Below are 18,431 nucleotides of genomic sequence, written 5' to 3'. Positions count from 1 at the left end.
GAATTACCTCTGCGACGGCGAAAGCCGCTTAAAATAAGAGGCGCGGAACATACTCAGGATCGACCCAAAGTCAACGGGCGCGATGCCGCCTTGATGCGGCGCGGCGCATATATAGGCTGGGCGTATGAAAATCGCATCCTTGCTGGCCGCAGCGGCCCTGATTTCCCTGTCGTCTGCGGACGTCGCAGATGCGGCCCCCGCTCCGGCCCGGAACGATTTCCTGGCGCAGCTCAACGCCCTGTGTGGCCAGCGATTTGAGGGCCGGGTCGTCACGACCGACGCCGCCGACGCCCGGTTCGCCAGCGAGCGGCTGATCATGCACGTCCGCGACTGTTCGCCGGACGAGGTGCGGATCCCGTTCGCCGTGGGCGAAGACCGTTCGCGGACCTGGGTGGTGACGAAGACGGACGCCGGCCTGCGGCTGAAACATGATCACCGGCATGAGGACGGCACGACCGACGTGCTGCACTGGTACGGGGGCGATACGACGAGCGGCGGCACGGCCGAACGGCAGGAGTTCCCGGTCGACGCCGAATCGATCACCCTGTTCAACGCCAACGACGCGGCGGTCTCGACCACCAATGTCTGGGCGATGGAGGTCCATCCGGATCGGATGTTCGCCTATGAGCTGCGCCGACCGAACCGGCATTTCCGCGTCGAGTTCGATCTGACGAAGCCGGTCGTCGAATAGGGTCAGTCCCTATGATCGACGATGTGGCGGCCGCGCACCATGCGGACGAAGGGGAGGGGGCGTTCGGGGCTAGTCCGCTCCTGGCCAAACCGCTCGGCCAGTTCGCCCAGTACGAAGCGGGTGATGGCGGGCAGATCAAGGGCGCGAGCGTCCTCCAGCGGCAGCCAGGCGATCTCGTCCAGTTCACCCGAGCCGGCGGTCGGCTCGGGCGTCAGCAGGGCCTCCGCCGGCGCCATGAAGAAGCGGGCGTCGAACCGCCGCGTCCGGCCGGGCGGGGTGATGGCGCGGGCGATGTAGGACAGGGCCGACAGATCGGGCAGGGCGCCCGCCTGGCGGTAGTCGCGCCACGCTCCGGCGACGCTGGCGGACGGCGCGGGGCGGCCCAGGATCAGCCCTGTCTCCTCAAAGGTCTCGCGCACCGCCGTCAGGGCCAGGGCGCGGGCGCGGCGGGCGGGAACCTCGGTCCCCAGCCGCCGTGCGACGTCGGACGTCAAATCGCCCGTTGAGGCGGCGGTGAAATCCGCCCGGTCGATCCGCCCGCCCGGGAACACCCATTTCGACGCCATGAAGACATGCCCTGGCGCGCGTCTTCCCATCAGCACTTCGGGTTGCGATCCGCCCCGCGTCAGAATCAGGGTCGCCGCGTCCTTGGGCCGTTGGGCGCCGCCGACGCGGGGAGCGTCAGCGAGGTCTTGGGCGGCGTCGAAGGGGGGATCCTTCATTCCGCTCATCCCGGGGTCACTTCCGCTTGCCCTTGCGGACGCCCTTCAAGCCGCCTGAGGGACGGCCGCCCTTCGGAGGCTTGGGGCCGCCCGGTCGGGTCTTGCCGCGCATCGGCGGGCCGTCGCCGCCGCGTCCGCGAATGCCATAGCGCGGGGCCGGGGCGTTCGGATCGCGCGGCTCCGGTTCGCTGAGCATTTCGAACACCAGGCCGCCGGTGACGGGGGTGGCCTCCATCAGCTTGACCTCGACCTTGCGGCCCAGGGTGAACCGCTTGCCGGTGCGTTCGCCGACCAGGGCGTGGGCGCGGTCGTCATGGGAGAAATATTCGCTGCCCAGGGTCGAGACGGGAACCAGGCCGTCGGCGCCGGTCTCGTCCAGCCGGATGAACAGGCCGAAGCGGGTCACGCCGGTGATCCGGCCGGTGAAGGTCGCGCCGACGCGGTCCTCCAGGAAGGCGGCGATATAGCGGTCCATGGCGTCGCGCTCGGCGGCCATCGACCGGCGCTCGGTCATGGTCACGCCCTCGGCGATGGCGGGCAGTTCGGCGATCTCGCGGTCCGTCAGCCCGTCCTTGCCGAGGTTCAGCGCTCGGATCAGGCCGCGGTGGACGATCAGGTCGGAATAGCGCCGGATCGGCGAGGTGAAGTGGGCGTAGCGATCCAGGTTCAGGCCGAAGTGGCCGATATTCTCGGGGCTGTAGATCGCCTGCATCTGGCTGCGCAGCACCACCTCGTTGACCACATCGGCATGTTCGGTGTCGCGGGTTTCGTCCAGCAGCTTGTTGAACCGCTTGGTCGTGCCCGGCTCGCCCTTGTTCCATGGCTTGCCGATGGTGGAGAGGAAGTCTGCCAGGTTGAAGATCTTCTCCTGGCTGGGCGTGTCGTGGATCCGATAGATCAGCGGCGTCTTCTTCTGCTCCAGGGTCTCGGCGGCGCAGACATTGGCCTGGATCATCATCTCCTCGATTAGCCGGTGCGCCTCCAGCGAGGCGCGCTTCTCGATCGAGGCGATGCCGCCATCGGGAGCCATGCGGATGCGGCGTTCAGCGGATTCGATCTGCAAAGGACTGCGCTTCAGACGGCCCTTGAGCATGGCGTGATAGGCGTTCCACAGCGGATAGAGGATCGCCTCCATGATCGGGCCGGTGGCGTCGTCAACCTGGCCGTCGATGGCGGACTGGGCCTGTTCGTAACTGAGCTTGGCGTGAGACCGCATCAGGCCGCGCACGAACTTGTGGCCGGTCTTTCGGCCGTCCTTGTCGAACACCATACGCACGGCCAGGCAGGCGCGGTTCTCGCCTTCCTTCAGGCTGCACAGGCCGTTCGACAGCACCTCGGGCAGCATCGGTTCGACGCGGTCGGGGAAATAGGTGGAGTTGCCCTTGTCGCGGGCCTCGCGGTCCAGATGGGTTCCGGGCCGGACATAGGCGGCGACGTCGGCGATGGCGACCCAGACGATCCAGCCGTTCGGGTTCTTCGGATCCTCGTCGCGCGCCGCATAGACGGCGTCGTCGTGGTCGCGCGCATCGGCGGGGTCGATGGTGATGAAGGGGACTTCGCGGAGGTCCTCGCGCCCCTTCAGCGTCGGCAGGGCCTGATCCTCGGCCTCGCGCTCGACGGCTTCGGAGAAACCGGTCGGCACGCCGTGGGCGTGGATGGCGATCAGGGAGGCGGCGCGGGGATCGTCCTCCTTGCCGATATGTTCCAGGATCTTGCCGCGCTTGGGCCCATAGCGCTGCTCGCCCTTTTCGATGGCGGCCAGGACCAGGTCGCCGTCGCGCAGATCGCCCGACTGGGCCTGGGGCACCAGCAGCACGTCCTTGGAGCGGCGGTCGACCGGCTCGACGCGGGTCTCGCGCGCCGACTTGCGGATCACGCCCAGGACGCGGTTCGTGCCGACGTCCAGCTTCTTGATCAGTCGGGCTTCCCAGCCGTCGCCGCCGCGCTGGAACTTGACCAGCAGACGGTCGCCCAGACCAGGGGCGGGCCCGGGCTTGCCCTTGTCTGGCATTAGTAGAGCGCGGGGCGCGTCGGCGCTGGCCTCGACCAGGCGGACATACAGTTCGCCGTCGCCGTCGCGCTCGATCACATCGGCCACGCCGACGGGGGGCAGGGCGCCGGCTTCGGCGAAGCCCTTGCGGCCGCGCTTGCCCAGTTTTCCTTCTTCTTCGAGTTCGCGGATCATTTCGCGCAAGGCCCGGCGGTCGCCGCCCTTTAGGCCGAAGTGGCGCGCGATATCGGTCTTCTCGGCCGATCCGGCCTCGCGCAGGAAGGCGAGGAGGGTGTCTTTGTCGGGGAGACCGGCGGGCGGCCTCTGGGTAGGTTTGGTCAATTCAGTCTTTCATTTCGCCGAGGTGTCGGCGGGATTTATGCAGTTCAGGTTCAGCAGGGTCGCCGCCTGCGCCATGGGGTGATCGAGTGTGATGAGTTGTGCATTCAGCCGTCTTGCGACGGCAATGTGGATTGCGTCAGGCGTCCGGAGCTTCAGGTCAAAACGACGCACGAGGAGGCAGGCGTCTTCTATGTCGGCATCCAGTATCGCCGCGCGGGCGCCAAAGGCGTCGATCCAGTCGTCCAAACGCTGGAGCAGGATCGTCACCTCGGCCTCCGAACGGCGTCGCATCCGCACCAGCCCTGAAATTGCGGCCGAACATTCCGCAGTGCACAGGGTGCTGACGCTGATTGTCTGGACATGGCCACGCATAAAGCGGTCGATGGACTCGGCCGCAGGTTCGTTGAGCAGCAGGGCGAGCAGGACGCTCGCGTCGAAATAGAAGCTCATACGCCTTCGTCGCGCATCTGACGGATCAGATCGGCGGCGGAGATATCGAGCGGAGGCAGGGCTTGGCGGCGCTTTGCGAAGTCGTCGATCAGCGCCAGTCTTTGTGCGTGGGACATCGGCGTCCGTTCGGTGGGAAGAGAGCGGATTTCAGCCACCGGTTTCCCGTGGCGGGTGATGATGACCTTCTCCCCCTCAATGGCTTTGTCGAGCAACCGAGGCAGAGTGTTCTTGGCCTCGGCGACGCTGTATGCGGCCATGATCGCTCTCCGACTATGGCCATAAATATAGCCATTCTCGGTCTAGACCGCCAGTCATGCCCCAATGGCGCGCAGGGAACCGGAGTGGCCGGTCAAATCTTGCGTGATTTGACCGAGTGCGTGCGGGGCTTCAGCTTCTGCTGGTCCTGAACCGGAGTCTTCGATGTCCCTGAACGCCCCCGCCCTAAGCGCGACCGTCAAGTCGCCGCTGGATCTGATCGGCAAGACGCCGATGGTGGAGGTGACCAAGATCGACACCGGCAAGTGCCGGCTGCTGTTGAAACTGGAGTCCCAGAACCCCGGCGGGTCGATTAAGGACCGGATCGCCGTCGAGATGCTGGATGCGGCTGAGAAGGAAGGCTGGCTGAAGGAAGGCGGCACCATTGTCGAGGCGACGGCGGGCAATACGGGCCTGGCCCTGACCCTGGTCGGCCGGGCGCGGGGCTATAAGGTGCTGCTGGTCATTCCGGACAAGATGTCTAAGGAAAAGATCCAGCATCTCAGGGCCATGGGCGCCGATGTTCGCCTGACCCGTTCGGACGTGCCGCACGGACACCCGGAATATTACACCGATATGGCCGAGCGTCTGTCTCAGGCCATTCCCGGCGCCTATTACGTCAACCAGTTCGCCAACCATTCGAACGCCGACGCCCATGTGAAGACGACGGGGCCGGAGATCTGGGAGCAGACGGGGGGCGACATCGACGCCTTCGTCGCCGGCATCGGCTCGGGCGGGACGATCACCGGCGTGGCGCGCTATCTCAAAAGCGTCGGCTCCAAGGCCCAGATTGTCCTGGCCGATCCGGTCGGATCGACTCTGGCCGGTATCGTCAACGACGGCGTGCCCGGCCCGGACGGCAGCTATACGGTCGAGGGCATCGGCCAGAACTTCGTGCCCGATACGGCGGACATGAGCCTGATCGACAAGGCCTATTCGATCCCGGACGCGGAGGCGATCGCCACGGCGCGCGAACTGCTGCTGAAGGAAGGCATCCTGGCGGGGTCGTCCTCGGGCACCCTGATCGCCTCGGCCCTGCGCTGGTGCCGCGAGCAGACTGAAGCCAAGACCTGCGTCACCTTCGTCTGCGACACCGGGGCCAAGTACCTGTCCAAGGTCTATAACGACGCCTGGCTGGCGGATCAGGGCCTGGGCGAGCGCGAGTTGCACGGCGACCTGTCGGACCTGATCAACCGCAAATACGAGAAGGGCGACGTGGTTGTCGCCGGTCCGGGTGACACCCTGGACACCGCCTTCAAGCGGATGAAGGGCGCCGACGTGTCCCAGCTGCCGATCATCGAGGACGGCCGCCTGGTCGGCATCCTGGACGAGAGCGACCTGATCCAGGTGATGAACACCGACGAGATCACCCGCAAGGAACGGTTCGCCAAGCCGGTGGCCTCGGCCATGACGCGCGATCTGGACACGCTTCAGGTCAAGGAGCCGCTGGACGCCCTGATCCCTGTGTTCGACCGAGACCGGGTGGCCATCGTGCTGGACGGCGAGCGGTTCGTGGGCCTGATCACCCGCACCGACCTGATCAACCACCTCAGCCTGAACCGGTGAGAGCTAGACGCCATGGTGACGCTGCACCGCGCTCCGGCCTGGAAAATCGCGGTCTATGGGCGTGATCACGGCGTGCCGCACTTTCACGTGGAGGGTCGAGGCTGGCGTTGCTCGGTTGCAATCTCCACCTTGGAAGTGATCATAGGCGTCTATGATCCCAAATCGCTGGCTGCCGCCATCGCCTGGGCAGGTGATCGGCAGGACCAGCTGTTGAGCAAATGGAACGAGCTGAATCCATGATGGGCGCGGAAGAGCAACACTCGCTGATCTCGGCCACAGCCTCCGGCCCAGCCCTGCTCGACCTGAGCTGGAGCAATGGTCAGCGCGCCACCATCGATCTTGGCCAGATGCTGGGCGACGACGCCTACGCCGCCCTGCGCGAGAGGTCCGTGTTTGAGGCCGTGCGGTTGGGGGACTGGGGCCAAAGCCTGGTATGGCCGGGCGACATCGAGATCGGCGCCGACTCGCTATGGCTGGACTGTCTGTCCGCCTGGGGAAGGGAAGACACCCGGGCCTTCCTGGAGTGGCGTCTTCGCAACGGTTTCTCTGCGGCGGCGGCGGCGCAAGCCCTGGGCATATCGCGGCCAAGCGTCGTGAAATACTCGACCGGCGCCACGGTGCCACGATCCATTCAACTGGCCTGCCGAGGCTGGGACGCTTTGAAAGCCGCTTGATGACGACCAAGAACAGCCAGGGTTTCTCGACCCGCGCCATCCATGCCGGTCAGCATCCCGACCCGACGACGGGGGCGGTGATGACGCCGATCTACGCCACCTCGACCTATGCCCAGGAAAGCCCGGGCGTGAACAAGGGGTACGAATACGCGCGGGGCAAGAACCCGACGCGCGAGGCGTTTGAGGCCTGTATCGCGGACCTGGAGGGCGGCACGCACGGGTTCGGCTTCGGCTCGGGCATGGCGGCGACCTCGACGGCGCTGGAACTGCTGGACGCCGGCGATCACGTGGTCACGGGCGACGACCTGTACGGCGGCTCTTGGCGGCTGTTCGAGCGGGTGCGTCGGCGCACCATGGGGCTGGACTTCGCCTATGTGGACCTGAGCGACATCGCCGCGGTCGAGGCGGCCATCACGCCCAAGACGAAGATGCTGTGGGTCGAGACGCCCACCAATCCGCTGATGAAGCTGGCCGACATCGCCGCCTTGTCGAAGGTGGCCAAGGCGCACGGCCTGCTGCTGATCGTCGACAACACCTTCGCCACCCCCTTCTGCCAGCAGCCGCTGAGCCTGGGGGCGGATGTGGTGATGCACTCGGCGACCAAATATCTGAACGGCCATTCGGACATCATCGGCGGGGTGCTGGTGACGGCCGATCCCGAGCTGGCGACGCGGATCAAGTTCTTGCAGAACTCGGTCGGCGGGATCATGGGGCCGTTCGACGCCTTCCTGGCCAGCCGGGGGTTGAAGACCCTGGCGCTGCGGATGAAGGCCCACTGCGAGAACGCCCTGACGGTGGCGCGCTGGCTGGAGACACGGGCCGGCGTGGCCAAGGTCATCTATCCCGGCCTGATCGCCCATCCGCAGCACGAACTGGCGGCGCGGCAGATGCGCGGCGGCTATGGCGGCATGGTGACGGTGGTGCTGGAGGGCGACCTGGAGCGGACCAAACGCGTGCTGGAACGGGTCGAGGTCTTTACCCTGGCGGAGTCGCTGGGCGGGGTCGAGAGCCTGGTGAACCACCCGGCGATCATGACCCACGCCAGCGTGCCCAAGGAGGTCCGCGAGGCGGGCGGCGTGACCGACAACCTGATCCGGCTATCGGTCGGGGTTGAGGACGTCGAGGACCTGATCGCGGATCTGGATCAGGCCCTGGGCTGATCTCAGCTGGAGGGCAGGGCGGTCTGGTGACCGGTGACGGGGGGCAGCTTCTTCTTGGGCGCGGCGCGCTTCACTGGCGACTTGGCGGCCTTGGGCAGGGCGGCGCGGCGGGCGACCTCGGCGTCAATGATCGGCAGGATGTCAGCGGCGGCCATCACCTGGGTCGAGGCGCCGGTTTCGGCCAGGCGCGTAGCGTTGGCGCGCAGGCTGTTGAGGTCGGCGTCGGTCATCGCGGGGATTTTGTCGGCGAGGGTCGTCATGGGGCGCGTCCTGATTGAACGGGCTTCAGGGCCGGCGCGCGAGGCGCCAGCCCTTCAGCTGATTGAAGGCGATCTCGACCACGACCTGGTCGCCTAGCCCGGAGACGCCGTTAGGCGAACCGAGCGTGGGCAGAACCGTAACGACGTGGCCGTTGTCCAGGCGAACCTTGCGGCCGCCCAGCGGCAGTAGCTTCGTCACCTCGCCGTCGAAGGCGATGGTGTTACGAAGCGTGTCCTACTCCGCCGCCGTGAGGCGACCGGCGGATTCCTTGCCGGAGCGTTGGTCGCGCTCGATCTCGTAACCGATCTTCTGGCCTTCGTTCAGCGAGCCGAGGCTCGAGGTTTCGACGGCCGAGGCGTGGACGAAGACGTCCTTGCCGCCATCATCGGGAGCGATGAAGCCGTAGCCTTTGGTGGGGTTGTACCATTTAACAGTGCCGGTAGCCATTTGGAGACCTCCGTCTGGCGTTGACCGCAGGGAGGGATCCCTGGTCGGCCTGTCGGGTCTGAATGGGATCGGCTTTTGGACCTCGGTGCGTGATGCAAAGGGAGCAGCGGCGTTACGCAGAGAGATCGACCCTTCCCATATGGGCCTCCCGCCGTCCCGGCGCAAGGGCGGGGGGTCAGAAGGCGTAGGCGACCTTGGCCACCAGGGCGTCCTCGTACTGCTCGCCGAAGGTGTCGGCGTTGGTGTCGTAGTAGCGCAGGTCGAGGGCCAGCGCGTCGGTCAGCGCATAGGTCACGCCGGCGTTCCAGCCGGTGTAGTCGGGGGCGCCGGCCTGTTCGCGACGGCCGACGGCGGCCGTGCCGTTCAGGCGTTCGGTGAAGTCCCAACCGACCCGGCCTTCGACCCAGGTGAAGGCGTCGGTCGAGCCGGCGGCGTCCGGCGAATACTGGACTTGAAGCCGCGCGCTGGCGGGGCCGATGGAACGGCTGATGTTGCCGGTCAGCTCCCAGCCGTCCTCGTCATAGCCGGCCTCGGCGTCGAGGCGGTGCTTGTAGGCGGCGTTGAGGTCGAAGCGGTAGCCGAAAGCCTCGGGCTGGTAGCCGACCACGAACTCGGCCTCGACAGTGGAGCCGCCCGCCTGGATCGTCTCGAAGCCAGGGGCGACGTAGAACAGGCCGTCCGCGCTTTCCCAGGTCGCCGAGCCGAAGACGTAGCCGTCATTGCCGGACTTGGACGCCGCCTTGGAGCGGTTGTCCGTCCCGGCGCCCACCTCGAACGACCAGGCGTCCCACGATGCGGAAGAGCCTGAGGCGGATTGGGCTCCCGCAGGGGTGATGAGGACGGCGGAGGCCAGGACGGCGAGGATGGGGACGGCGAGGGCGGCGGTGCGGATCATGGCGGCTCCAACGCGCGAGATGCGGTTTGGCGCCTTTAGCGTGCTCCGGCCTTGATGGCGAATTCATCCGTAGCCTGAGCGAACTCTTGTCGCAGGCGGGCGACCAGTTCGGCGGTGGGCAGGATGTCGTGGATGGCGCCCGCGCCCTGGCCTGCGGACCAGACCGTCTTCCAGGCCTTGGCCTCGTCGCCCATGTCCAGCTTGTGCTCGGGCAGGTGCTTCGGATCAATCCCGTTTTCGATCAGGGACTTGCTCATGAAGTTGGCCGGGATGCCGGACACCGCCGGGGTATGGACGATGTCGGTGGATCCGCTGTCGATCACCATCTGCTTATAGGCGTCGACCGCCATGGCCTCGGTCGTATTGATGAAGCGGGTGCCCATATAGGCGAAGTCGGCGCCCAGCATCAGGGCCGCCGCCACGTCCTGGCCGGTCGAGAGGGCGCCGGACAGGATGATGGTCCCCTTGAAGAAGCTGCGCACCTCATTGACCAGGGCGAAGGGGTTGATGATCCCGGCGTGGCCGCCGGCGCCGTTGGCGACCAGGATCAGGCCGTCGACCCCGGCTTCGGCCGCTTTGCGGGCGTGGCGGATGTTGGCGATGTCGTGGAAGACCTGACCGCCATAGCCGTGGACCGCATCGACCACGTCGCGCACCGCCCCCAGCGAGGTGATGATCAGCGGCACCTTCTCCTCGACCGAGACCATCATGTCGGCCATCAGCCGGGGATTGGTCGGGTGGACGATGTGGTTGACGCCGAAGACGGCCGCCTCGGGCTTCAGCCGGCCCTTGATCTCGTGAATCCAGTCGCGATAGCCCTCGGTGGTGCGCTGGTTCAGCGACGGGAAGGTGCCGATGATCCCGGCGTTGCAGGCCTCGACCACCAGATCCGGTCCGGAGACCAGGAACATGGGCGCCGAGATGATCGGCAGGATCAGGCCTTTTTGAAGCGAAGCGGGAATGGCCACGAGCGTCTCCTGGGTTTTGTTTCGCTACGCTTAGCGGGGTATCGCGGGGGAAGGCAATCGGGCGAAATGTACGGTTTCCACCCGAAAAAAATGGAGTCTATTTTCGTCCATTCTGGAAACTGCACTCCGGGGGAAATGGGTGCAGTATGCAAAAGAGTGCAATTGGGCGGTCGTGGTCGGATGCGGCGGTCTCCAGGCGCCCAGGGGGCAGGGATGGCCATTATAAGCGGGTTGGATGGGGTGGTAGGTTGAGGGCAGCTTTAGAAAAGCAAGTGATTGAAATCGCGCCATAAATATTCACAAATTGGGATGGCTGGCCAACGTCGTCCCTTCTCCCATGGGGAGAAGGTGGCCCGAAGGGCCGGATGAGGGACAGGCGGTGGGCCAGCCCGCACCACCGTACCCCTCACCCTTTCGCGCAAGACCGATCGCTACGCTCCCGGGCGCTCAAGCCCTCTCCCCACGGGAGAGGGAGATCGGTGAGGATTTTCTTACGCGCCGCAAACGCCTAAATGCGCCCCATGACCCACTATACCGACAACCTCAGCCAGCTCGGCGCCCAGACCGCCGCCCCGACCAGCCCCGAGACGGCCGTGCTGGAGCGGGTGCCGAACCCGCATGCGGATACGCTGTATCTGGCCCGGTTCACGGCGCCCGAGTTCACCAGCCTGTGCCCGGTGACGGGTCAGCCGGACTTCGCCCATATCGTCATCGACTATGCGCCGGGCGAGTGGCTGGTCGAGTCCAAGAGCCTGAAACTGTACCTGACCAGCTTCCGCAACCACGGCGCCTTCCACGAGGACTGCACCGTCGCCATCGGCCGGCGGCTGGCGGACCTGCTGGCGCCGAAATGGCTGAGGATCGGGGGGTATTGGTATCCGCGCGGGGGGATACCGATCGACGTCTTCTGGCAGACGGGCGTGGCGCCGGAGGGGCTGTGGCTGCCGGATCAGGGCGTGCCGACGTATCGCGGGCGGGGGTGAGACGAAAACAAAAAAGCCGGTTCGAGAAGAACCGGCTTTTCAGAATTATGCCTCCGGAGAGGCGTGGGACAGCAGGGTCCCCGCGGCCGAAACCGTGACGTGTATATAGGCTGAGATCCCGCCATGATCAAGTCACCCCCGATGCGGGGCCTGAGGCGGCGATCCCCTTTTGAAGAAAGGGCGTCAGAACACGGCGGACATGACGGCTGATCGCTTCTATGTCGCTCGGGTCTAGGGTGAATGGCTTGCGTATCTGGCCGGCGGTCGTTCTGAGCGGTCTGAGTCGACCCGACGAGACCGCATAGATGTGATCGCACACGGCCCATGATTCATCCGCTGTCTGCTCGTTGGGATTGTGTTTGAGCTTGTAACCGTGCGGGTTGGACGACTGATCGCGTTTTGTCAGGGGAATGACGAGAGACACGTCGGTGAGCCTGGCGGATTTGATCACCATGACGAGATGCTCGGAGTCGAATTCAGGAATGAGGTTGGTATGGGAAAAATCGCACCAGTAAACTTCCCCCACCCGTGTTCCGCTTTTGAGGGAGGTCATGGGTGGCTGTTTGACCTTGGCGGGCGGCGGCGCACGTTTCGCCATCGCCTCCCTGACGGTGTCACTGGCGGATATGGTGCCGGTCTTTCTGGGGGCGGTCATTGCGCAACCTTGAATAAAACTGACGCAACTCTCAATGGCTGATCGTCGCCTCCCCCTCGAAGCCTGGGGGCGCCGTCTCCTCACGCGGACCGAGACCTGGGCCGACCGGTCTCGTCCGCGTCGCTACGCCTACGAATTCCTCTGGTTTGGACTGAAACAGGGGTGGGCGTGTCTGTTCGGGGGGCTGATGCTGGGGCTGATCGTCGGCACCTTCCTGTGGTGGCCGGATACGGCGCCGATCTCGCGCTATGATTTTCTGGCGGTCGGGGCGGTGCTGATCCAGGCGGCGATGCTGGCGTTCCGGCTGGAGAGCTGGGAGGAGGCGCGGGTGATCTTCCTGTTCCATGTGGCGGGGACGATCATGGAGCTGTTCAAGACGGCGCACGGGTCGTGGGTTTATCCGGAGGACAGTCTGCTGCGGATCGGCGCCGTGCCGCTGTTCTCGGGCTTCATGTATGCGGCGGTGGGCAGCTATATCGCGCGGGTGCAGCGGATCTTTCATATCCGGGTGCGGGCCTATCCGCCGCTGTGGATGACCGGGGTGCTGGCGGCGGCCATCTACGTCAACTTCTTCGCCCATCACTGGCTGCCGGACGTGCGGATCGTGCTGTTCGCGGCGACGGCCCTGCTGTTCGGACGGAGCTGGTTCTATTTCACGGCGGACCGACGTCGGCGGTCGATGCCGCTGCTGCTGGGATACGGGCTGGTGGCCCTGTTCATCTGGTTCGCCGAGAACCTGGGCACGTTCGCGCGGGCCTGGTCCTATCCGGGGCAGGAGGCAGGGTGGGAGATGGTGTCCCTGGCCAAGCTGGGCGCCTGGTTCCTGCTGATGATCATTTCCGTGGTGCTGGTGTCGCTGGTGCACCGGCCGGAGGAAGAGGTCACGGCAGGCGCGTGACCTTGGCGGCCATGTCGGGACGGGGGCGTTCCAGGGCGGGCTCGGTCAGGGTGCCGATGTGGATGAAGCCGGCGACGGTCTCGCCCTCGGTCAGGCCGAACAGGGCCGTGGCCTGAGGGTCGTAGCTGTACCAGTCGGTGATCCAGCTGGAGGAGAAGCCGAAGCCGCCGGCCGCGTGTTCCAGGTTCATGCAGACGGCGCCGGCCGACAGCTGTTGCTCCCAGATCGGCTTGGCGTCGGGGACTGGGGTCGAGACGACCAGGACGGTGACCGGGGCGGCCGTCAGCTTGGCCAGGACCGCCTGATCCTTGGCCGGCTTGTCGCGGGCCTCGGCCAGGACGGCCAGTTTTTCGGCGATTTCGGCGCGGCTGCGCGGGCCCAGGACGACGAACCGCCAGGGGAAGAGCTTGCCGTGGTCCGGGGTGCGGGCGCCGAGTTGCAGAATGGCGTCGAGCTGGCTGTCCGACGGTCCGGGGGCGGCCAGGGCCTGGGCCGGGGCCGAGCGGCGCGTGGCCAGGGCGGCCAGAACCGCCGGCGACGGGACGGGCGAGGGGACGGCCTGGTTCAGCTGGAAATGGGGCAGGTCAGTCATGCTCCGAAGCTAGGCTTTCGTCCTCGTCTTCGCCATAGGTGAAGCATGAGCAATTCCGACGAACCGAAATGGGCCGCTGGTCTGGTCAAGCCGCCGGCCTGGCGCAGCGACGGGGTCGAGATCGTTTTCGATAATCCCTGGATGGCTGTGACCCGACATCCGGCGACGGCGCCGACGGGGCATGCGACCGACTACGCCGTGGTGCGGTTCAAGAATGTCGGGGCCGGCGTCCTGCCGGTGTATGACGACGGGACGGTGGTGCTGGTGGGCCAGCAGAGGTTCGCCCTGGCCAATTATTCCTGGGAAATGCCTGAGGGCGGGGCCCCGCTGGGCGAGGATCCGTTCGACGGCGTGCGGCGCGAACTGGCCGAGGAGGCGGGGCTGGAGGCCGCGCACTGGGCGCCGGCCCTGACGGTCGAGATGTCCAACTCCACCACCGACGAAATCGGCAAGACCTGGATCGCCTGGGGACTGACCCCTGTGCCGGTCGCGCCGGACCCGACGGAGATCATCGCCGTGGTGCGGGTTCCCTTCCTCGATCTCCTAGACGAGATCGGGCGCGGGACGGTGCGGGACAGCCTGACGGTGGCGACGGCCTACAAGGCCTATCATATGGCCTTGAACGGGGAACTGCCTCGGGCGCTGGCGCAGGCCATGCTGGGGCGGGTATGATGTCGTCGAAGGAGCCGGTCATGGCCAAGCTTGAAGTCGTTGCGGAAACCGACAGCGTGTGGCGCCAGCTGCGCGCCTCGGCCGAGGCTGCGTCGCGGGAAGAGCCCCAACTGGGGTCGCAGATGAATGCGGTGATCCTGTCGCACGACGATTTGGCCGGCGCCCTCAGCTTCCAGATCGCGCGCAAACTGGCCGACGGGGAAATGAGCGCCATGTCGGTGCGCGAGGTCTGTCTGTCCGCCTTCGCCGCCGACCCCGCCATGGTCGCGGCGGCCGAGGCCGATCTTCAGGCCGTGGCGGAACGCGATCCGGCGATCCGCAACCTGTTGCAGCCCTTCCTGTATTTCAAAGGCTTCCAGGCGCTTCAGGCCTGGCGGGTGGCGCACTGGCTGTGGCGGCAGGGGCGCGAGACCCTGGCCTTCCACTTCCAGAGCCGGATCTCCGAACTGTTCCAGCTGGACATCCATCCGGCGGCGCGGCTGGGCCAGGGGCTGTTCCTGGACCACGGCACCGGCATCGTCATCGGCGAGACGGCGGTGGTCGGCGACGACGTCTCGATGCTGCACGGGGTGACCCTGGGCGGCACGGGCGCCGAGCGCGGCGACCGCCACCCCAAGATCGGCAAGGGCGTCCTGCTGGGCGCCGGGGCCAAGGTGCTGGGCAATATCCACGTCGGCGACTACGCCAAGGTGGCCTCGGGCTCGGTGGTGCTGAAGGCCGTGCCGTCGGGCTGCACCGTGGCCGGGGTGCCGGCGCGCCTGGTCAACTGCCCCACCGGGGCGGAACCCGCGCGGACGATGGACCACACGCTGGCGGACGCGGTGTACGACTTCGTGATCTGACGGGTTTCCCTCAAGGCCCGACTTCTCTAGGGTCCGCCGCCAACCCAAGACCATGAGGCCCCCCGTGAAAGACACCGACCTGAAGCGCATCGAGGCCCACCTCAAGCGCACCTTCAACACCGGCGGCATCATCGTGAAGCCCCGTCCCAAGCAGAACGACTCGGCCGAGGTCTATGTCGGCGACGAGTTCATCGGCATCGTCTTCGAGGACGAGGACGAGGAAGGCTCGTTCATGTTCGAGATGGCGATCCTGGCCGAAGACCTGCCGGAATAGGGTGTTTGCGCTTGGCTCAAGATCACCCTGCGACATCGTGCGCGGGGTGATCTTGAGAACGTTCTCAAAAATGGCTTGACGGTTCGCCGCGTCCCGTTCCTTAATCTGCGCCGAAGGGCGGCGGATCGATCGCTCGGGAGCAGACGCACAGGGTGAAGGGTCGGAACGTCGTCGTTCCGCCGCGCCTGTCCGCCTGTCTTCCGATCCGTCAGACGCACGCCTCCTGGTTCATCCTGCGAGGAAAATCCGATGCGCACGACTGTGTCCCTGATGGTTCTGGCCCTGGCCGTAGGCGGCGGCGCGCCCGCCCTGGCCCAGACGGCGGCGGTTCCGGAGGCCTCGCGGGCCCATCCGGCCCTGTGGCCCCATGCGGCGACCCCGGCGGCGATCAGCGATGCGCGCACCGAGGCCTTCGTCACCGAACTGATGGCGAAGATGACGCTGGAGGAGAAGGTCGGGCAGCTGATCCAGGCCGACATCGCCTCGATCACGCCGGACGATCTGAAGACCTATCCGCTGGGCTCGATCCTGGCGGGCGGCAGCTCTGGTCCGTGGGGCGACGACAGGGCGACGGCGCAGAAATGGCTGGACCTGGCCCGCGCCTTCCGCGCCGCCAACGAAGCGCGCGGGGGCACGACCATCCCGCTGATCTACGGCATCGACGCGGTGCACGGGCACAACAACGTCCCCGGCGCGACCATCTTCCCGCACAATATCGGCCTGGGCGCGGCGCGTGATCCGGACCTGATCCGGCGGATCGGGGCGGCGACGGCGCTGGAAGTTGCGGTGACGGGGGCGGAGTGGACCTTCGGCCCGACCCTGGCCGTGCCGCGCGACGACCGTTGGGGCCGGTCCTACGAGGGATATGCCGAGGACCCGGAGGTCCAGCGGTCCTACGCCGGGCCGATGACCCTGGGGCTTCAGGGCGAGTTGCAGCCGGGCCGGCCGTTGGCGCCCGGCCATATCGCCGGATCTGCGAAACACTTCCTGGCCGACGGCGGCACCTTCGAGGGCGAGGACCAGGGCGATTTCCGGGGAACCGAGCAGGAGCTGATCGACGTGCACCTGGGCGGCTATGTCCAGGCCATCGACGCCGGCGTGCTGTCGATCATGGCCAGTTTCTCGGGCTGGAACGGCTACAAGCACTCGGGCAACCCGACCCTGCTGACCGATGTGTTGCGCGGACCGCTGGGGTTCAAGGGCTTCGTGGTGTCCGACTGGAACGCCCATGGGCAACTGCCGGGCTGCACCAATGAGAGCTGCGCCCTGGCGGTGAACGCGGGCATCGACATGCTGATGGCGCCCGACAGCTGGAAGCCGCTGTACGCCTCGACCCTGGCCCAGGCCAAGTCGGGTGAGATCTCGGCGGCGCGGGTGGACGAGGCGGTGCGCCGCATCCTGGTCGCCAAGGTCAAGACCGGCCTGTTCGAGCCCACGCGGCCGATGGAGGGCCGGTTCGAGGAATTGGCCTCGCCGGAGCACCGGGCCCTGGCGCGCGAGGCGGTGCGCAAGTCCCTGGTGCTGGTGAAGAACAACGGCGTCCTGCCGGTGCGGGCCAATGCGCGGGTTCTGGTGGCGGGGACGGCGGCCGACGACATCGGCCAGGCCTCGGGCGGCTGGAGCTTGAGTTGGCAGGGGACGGGCAATTCCAACGCCGACTTCCCCCAGGGCCAGTCGATCTGGAGCGGCGTCGAAGAGGCGGTCAAGGCCGGGGGCGGAACCGCGACCCTGAGCGCCGACGGGTCGTTCACCCAGAAGCCCGACGTGGCCATCGTCGTCTTCGGCGAGACCCCCTATGCCGAGTTCCAGGGCGACGTGGACAATCTGGACTTCGTCCCGACGGCCCCGCTGGAGACGCTGAAGCGGTTGAAGGCGGCGGGGATTCCGACCGTGTCGGTCTTCCTGTCGGGGCGGCCGATGTGGACCAATCCGGAGATCAATGCGTCAGACGCCTTCGTGGCCGCCTGGCTGCCGGGGACCGAGGGCGGCGGGGTCGCCGACGTGCTGGTGGGCGGGGCCGACGGCAAGCCGCGCAACGACTTCACCGGCAAGCTGTCCTTCAGCTGGCCCAAGGATGCGACGGGGGCGCCGCTGAACCGGGGCCAGCCCGGCTATGATCCGCAGTTCGCCTATGGCTATGGCCTCAGCTACGCCGCCCCGGCGACGGTGGGGATGCTGTCGGAAGAGAGCAAGGTCTCGGCCCAGGCGACCAATCTGGACCGGTATTTCGTCGATGGCCGGTTCGTCTCGCCGTGGAGCCTGCTGCTGAACGACGCCGGGGGCCAGACCCGCCCCGGCACGGCCAAGACGGCCTCCAGCCCGCGCGCCGGCGTGGCCTCGCGCCCGGTCGACGACCAGGCCCAGGAAAGCGCCCAGCAGTTCGCCTTTGCGGGCGCCGGGCCGGCCAGCGTTGAGATCTGGGGCACGCCCGTCGATCTGACGCGGCAAGCTAACGGCGCGGTGGCCCTGGGCTTCCGCTACCGCGTGGACGCCGCGCCGTCTGAACCGGTGGGCTTCAAACTGGGCGGTGGAGCGGTGGACCTGACCGGCCTGTTGCGCGCGGCCCCCGTCGGCCAATGGCGCGAGGCCCGCATCCCCCTGACCTGTTTCCGCGCCGACGGCGGGGATCTGTCGAAGGTCGAGATCCCGTTCCACATGGCGACCAGCGGGACGCTGACGGTGTCGGTGTCGGAGATCAAGCTGGACTCCAGCCAGACGGAGACGCGCTGCCCGGCGTGAGGGGGCGGTGAAGGCCCAAGCGGAAGCGCCGAGTTTCCGCAGATTGCGTCGGGAATTGAGCCTCACGAGCCTTTACACGGCCTCAGCGCCAGGAGCGGTCGTCGGTGAAGGGACCGCAGCGGGGCGAATTTTTTGCCTTCATGGGAACCCTCTTGCAGGCTCGCCGTTGTGGGGTCAGCGCAGTTCTTTCACCGTATCCCGGTGACCTTCGCTGAGGCGGGGAAAACGTGCTTTTCGTAGGCTTCAAAGCCACGGGCCAAACTGCGTCTTCTGACGCGGGTGGCCCTGTGTGCGTCGTCCGGCTCTCGGCCACACCCCATTCGGCAGAACGGCAGGCGACGATCATCGCCACAGC

22 protein-coding genes are annotated in these 18,431 nt (G+C 66.7%); 11 read left to right on the top strand and 11 right to left on the bottom strand.

Features of this window, described 5'->3' with window-relative positions:
• The first annotated feature begins 124 nt into the window (after nt 1-124).
• Entirely contained in the window at nt 125-691 is a 567-nt protein-coding gene (locus tag OU998_RS11805) for a hypothetical protein (RefSeq protein ID WP_267513742.1), read from the top strand.
• Nucleotides 692-693: 2 nt separating this feature from the next.
• On the opposite strand, the gene OU998_RS11800 is transcribed toward OU998_RS11805, so the two are convergent.
• The 4 genes from OU998_RS11800 to OU998_RS11785 are packed head-to-tail and all read right to left on the bottom strand — an operon-like array spanning nt 694 to nt 4,452.
• On the bottom strand, nt 694-1,413 hold the full coding sequence (locus tag OU998_RS11800; RefSeq protein ID WP_267513741.1) for an NUDIX hydrolase: 720 nt from the start codon (nt 1,411-1,413) through the stop codon (nt 694-696).
• A gap of 16 nt (nt 1,414-1,429) precedes the next feature.
• Nucleotides 1,430-3,745, bottom strand: coding sequence for a ribonuclease R (rnr, locus tag OU998_RS11795; RefSeq protein ID WP_267513740.1), 2,316 nt, complete (start codon nt 3,743-3,745; stop codon nt 1,430-1,432).
• A 9-nt stretch (nt 3,746-3,754) separates the two neighbouring features.
• Entirely contained in the window at nt 3,755-4,195 is a 441-nt protein-coding gene (locus OU998_RS11790; protein WP_267513739.1) for a type II toxin-antitoxin system VapC family toxin, read from the bottom strand.
• Nucleotides 4,192-4,452, bottom strand: a complete 261-nt coding sequence (locus OU998_RS11785) for a type II toxin-antitoxin system Phd/YefM family antitoxin (RefSeq protein ID WP_267513738.1) — start codon at nt 4,450-4,452, stop codon at nt 4,192-4,194. Before OU998_RS11785 ends, OU998_RS11790 begins: the two co-directional genes overlap by 4 nt.
• Before the next feature lie 163 nt (nt 4,453-4,615).
• Here OU998_RS11785 and OU998_RS11780 point away from each other — a divergent pair, with 163 nt between their 5' ends.
• The 4 genes from OU998_RS11780 to OU998_RS11765 are packed head-to-tail and all read left to right on the top strand — an operon-like array spanning nt 4,616 to nt 7,850.
• On the top strand, nt 4,616-6,016 hold the full coding sequence (locus OU998_RS11780; RefSeq protein ID WP_267513737.1) for a cystathionine beta-synthase: 1,401 nt from the start codon (nt 4,616-4,618) through the stop codon (nt 6,014-6,016).
• A 12-nt stretch (nt 6,017-6,028) separates the two neighbouring features.
• Nucleotides 6,029-6,256, top strand: a complete 228-nt coding sequence (locus OU998_RS11775) for a DUF4160 domain-containing protein (protein ID WP_267513736.1) — start codon at nt 6,029-6,031, stop codon at nt 6,254-6,256.
• Nucleotides 6,253-6,690: a DUF2442 domain-containing protein gene (locus tag OU998_RS11770; RefSeq protein ID WP_267513735.1), complete on the top strand. Its 438-nt coding sequence runs from the start codon at nt 6,253-6,255 to the stop codon at nt 6,688-6,690. The genes OU998_RS11775 and OU998_RS11770 overlap by 4 nt, the downstream gene beginning before the upstream one ends.
• The gene (locus tag OU998_RS11765) at nt 6,690-7,850 is read left to right on the top strand and encodes a cystathionine gamma-synthase (protein ID WP_420709735.1); all 1,161 of its coding nucleotides are present in this window, start codon (nt 6,690-6,692) and stop codon (nt 7,848-7,850) included. Before OU998_RS11770 ends, OU998_RS11765 begins: the two co-directional genes overlap by 1 nt.
• A gap of 2 nt (nt 7,851-7,852) precedes the next feature.
• Here OU998_RS11765 and OU998_RS11760 read toward each other — a convergent pair whose 3' ends face one another.
• From OU998_RS11760 to OU998_RS11740, 5 genes are all read right to left on the bottom strand, one after another.
• Nucleotides 7,853-8,110 carry a hypothetical protein gene (locus OU998_RS11760; protein WP_267513733.1) on the bottom strand — a complete coding sequence of 86 codons (258 nt, stop codon included), beginning with the start codon at nt 8,108-8,110 and terminating at the stop codon, nt 7,853-7,855.
• A 25-nt stretch (nt 8,111-8,135) separates the two neighbouring features.
• A complete protein-coding gene (locus OU998_RS11755; RefSeq protein WP_267513732.1) occupies nt 8,136-8,309 on the bottom strand; it encodes a hypothetical protein in 174 nt (57 codons plus the stop codon).
• A 36-nt stretch (nt 8,310-8,345) separates the two neighbouring features.
• On the bottom strand, nt 8,346-8,558 hold the full coding sequence (locus OU998_RS11750) for a cold-shock protein (RefSeq protein WP_267513731.1): 213 nt from the start codon (nt 8,556-8,558) through the stop codon (nt 8,346-8,348).
• A 175-nt stretch (nt 8,559-8,733) separates the two neighbouring features.
• Complete coding sequence (locus tag OU998_RS11745) at nt 8,734-9,453, bottom strand: TorF family putative porin (protein WP_267513730.1); 720 nt, start codon at nt 9,451-9,453, stop codon at nt 8,734-8,736.
• A gap of 35 nt (nt 9,454-9,488) precedes the next feature.
• Nucleotides 9,489-10,421: an NAD(P)H-dependent flavin oxidoreductase gene (locus tag OU998_RS11740; RefSeq protein WP_267513728.1), complete on the bottom strand. Its 933-nt coding sequence runs from the start codon at nt 10,419-10,421 to the stop codon at nt 9,489-9,491.
• Between the two features lie 521 nt (nt 10,422-10,942).
• Here OU998_RS11740 and queF point away from each other — a divergent pair.
• Nucleotides 10,943-11,404, top strand: coding sequence for a preQ(1) synthase (queF, locus tag OU998_RS11735; RefSeq protein ID WP_267513726.1), 462 nt, complete (start codon nt 10,943-10,945; stop codon nt 11,402-11,404).
• Between the two features lie 127 nt (nt 11,405-11,531).
• Here the strand turns inward: queF and OU998_RS11730 are convergent, their stop codons facing one another.
• Complete coding sequence (locus tag OU998_RS11730; protein WP_267513724.1) at nt 11,532-12,059, bottom strand: type II toxin-antitoxin system PemK/MazF family toxin; 528 nt, start codon at nt 12,057-12,059, stop codon at nt 11,532-11,534.
• 34 nt (nt 12,060-12,093) lie between these two features.
• On the opposite strand from OU998_RS11730, the gene OU998_RS11725 reads away from it, so the two are divergent.
• Nucleotides 12,094-12,957 carry a DUF817 domain-containing protein gene (locus OU998_RS11725; protein WP_267513722.1) on the top strand — a complete coding sequence of 288 codons (864 nt, stop codon included), beginning with the start codon at nt 12,094-12,096 and terminating at the stop codon, nt 12,955-12,957.
• Here the strand turns inward: OU998_RS11725 and OU998_RS11720 are convergent.
• Nucleotides 12,941-13,549: a nitroreductase family protein gene (locus OU998_RS11720; protein ID WP_267513719.1), complete on the bottom strand. Its 609-nt coding sequence runs from the start codon at nt 13,547-13,549 to the stop codon at nt 12,941-12,943. The two genes, OU998_RS11725 and OU998_RS11720, sit on opposite strands and share 17 nt — an antisense overlap.
• A 45-nt stretch (nt 13,550-13,594) precedes the next feature.
• Here OU998_RS11720 and OU998_RS11715 point away from each other — a divergent pair, with 45 nt between their 5' ends.
• From OU998_RS11715 to OU998_RS11700, 4 genes are all read left to right on the top strand, one after another.
• Nucleotides 13,595-14,221: an NUDIX domain-containing protein gene (locus OU998_RS11715; protein ID WP_267513717.1), complete on the top strand. Its 627-nt coding sequence runs from the start codon at nt 13,595-13,597 to the stop codon at nt 14,219-14,221.
• Nucleotides 14,222-14,241: 20 nt separating this feature from the next.
• Nucleotides 14,242-15,063, top strand: coding sequence for a serine O-acetyltransferase (cysE, locus tag OU998_RS11710; protein WP_267513715.1), 822 nt, complete (start codon nt 14,242-14,244; stop codon nt 15,061-15,063).
• 64 nt (nt 15,064-15,127) lie between these two features.
• Nucleotides 15,128-15,337 (top strand): DUF3126 family protein, encoded by a 210-nt coding sequence (locus tag OU998_RS11705; protein ID WP_267513713.1) that lies wholly within the window; start codon nt 15,128-15,130, stop codon nt 15,335-15,337.
• Between the two features lie 249 nt (nt 15,338-15,586).
• Nucleotides 15,587-18,076: a glycoside hydrolase family 3 protein gene (locus OU998_RS11700; RefSeq protein WP_267513712.1), complete on the top strand. Its 2,490-nt coding sequence runs from the start codon at nt 15,587-15,589 to the stop codon at nt 18,074-18,076.
• Nucleotides 18,077-18,431 lie beyond the last annotated feature (355 nt).

Source organism: Brevundimonas sp. SL130 (assembly GCF_026625805.1).
Classification (GTDB): domain Bacteria; phylum Pseudomonadota; class Alphaproteobacteria; order Caulobacterales; family Caulobacteraceae; genus Brevundimonas.
Note: the sequence above shows the minus strand (reverse complement) of the source record. Positions and strands in the feature narration are given on the sequence as shown.

What these genes read in the sequence shown, in the direction of transcription:
- OU998_RS11745 (WP_267513730.1), bottom strand. Translation starts at nt 9,453, where the DNA reads ATGATCCGCACCGCCGCCCTCGCCGTCCCCATCCTCGCCGTCCTGGCC.
- OU998_RS11805 (WP_267513742.1), top strand. Translation starts at nt 125, where the DNA reads ATGAAAATCGCATCCTTGCTGGCCGCAGCGGCCCTGATTTCCCTGTCG.
- queF (WP_267513726.1), top strand. Translation starts at nt 10,943, where the DNA reads ATGACCCACTATACCGACAACCTCAGCCAGCTCGGCGCCCAGACCGCC.
- OU998_RS11765 (WP_420709735.1), top strand. Translation starts at nt 6,690, where the DNA reads ATGACGACCAAGAACAGCCAGGGTTTCTCGACCCGCGCCATCCATGCC.
- OU998_RS11800 (WP_267513741.1), bottom strand. Translation starts at nt 1,413, where the DNA reads ATGAAGGATCCCCCCTTCGACGCCGCCCAAGACCTCGCTGACGCTCCC.
- OU998_RS11700 (WP_267513712.1), top strand. Translation starts at nt 15,587, where the DNA reads ATGCGCACGACTGTGTCCCTGATGGTTCTGGCCCTGGCCGTAGGCGGC.
- OU998_RS11785 (WP_267513738.1), bottom strand. Translation starts at nt 4,452, where the DNA reads ATGGCCGCATACAGCGTCGCCGAGGCCAAGAACACTCTGCCTCGGTTG.
- OU998_RS11725 (WP_267513722.1), top strand. Translation starts at nt 12,094, where the DNA reads ATGGCTGATCGTCGCCTCCCCCTCGAAGCCTGGGGGCGCCGTCTCCTC.
- OU998_RS11780 (WP_267513737.1), top strand. Translation starts at nt 4,616, where the DNA reads ATGTCCCTGAACGCCCCCGCCCTAAGCGCGACCGTCAAGTCGCCGCTG.
- OU998_RS11715 (WP_267513717.1), top strand. Translation starts at nt 13,595, where the DNA reads ATGAGCAATTCCGACGAACCGAAATGGGCCGCTGGTCTGGTCAAGCCG.
- cysE (WP_267513715.1), top strand. Translation starts at nt 14,242, where the DNA reads ATGGCCAAGCTTGAAGTCGTTGCGGAAACCGACAGCGTGTGGCGCCAG.
- OU998_RS11730 (WP_267513724.1), bottom strand. Translation starts at nt 12,059, where the DNA reads ATGACCGCCCCCAGAAAGACCGGCACCATATCCGCCAGTGACACCGTC.
- OU998_RS11775 (WP_267513736.1), top strand. Translation starts at nt 6,029, where the DNA reads ATGGTGACGCTGCACCGCGCTCCGGCCTGGAAAATCGCGGTCTATGGG.
- OU998_RS11750 (WP_267513731.1), bottom strand. Translation starts at nt 8,558, where the DNA reads ATGGCTACCGGCACTGTTAAATGGTACAACCCCACCAAAGGCTACGGC.
- OU998_RS11790 (WP_267513739.1), bottom strand. Translation starts at nt 4,195, where the DNA reads ATGAGCTTCTATTTCGACGCGAGCGTCCTGCTCGCCCTGCTGCTCAAC.
- OU998_RS11720 (WP_267513719.1), bottom strand. Translation starts at nt 13,549, where the DNA reads ATGACTGACCTGCCCCATTTCCAGCTGAACCAGGCCGTCCCCTCGCCC.
- OU998_RS11760 (WP_267513733.1), bottom strand. Translation starts at nt 8,110, where the DNA reads ATGACGACCCTCGCCGACAAAATCCCCGCGATGACCGACGCCGACCTC.
- OU998_RS11770 (WP_267513735.1), top strand. Translation starts at nt 6,253, where the DNA reads ATGATGGGCGCGGAAGAGCAACACTCGCTGATCTCGGCCACAGCCTCC.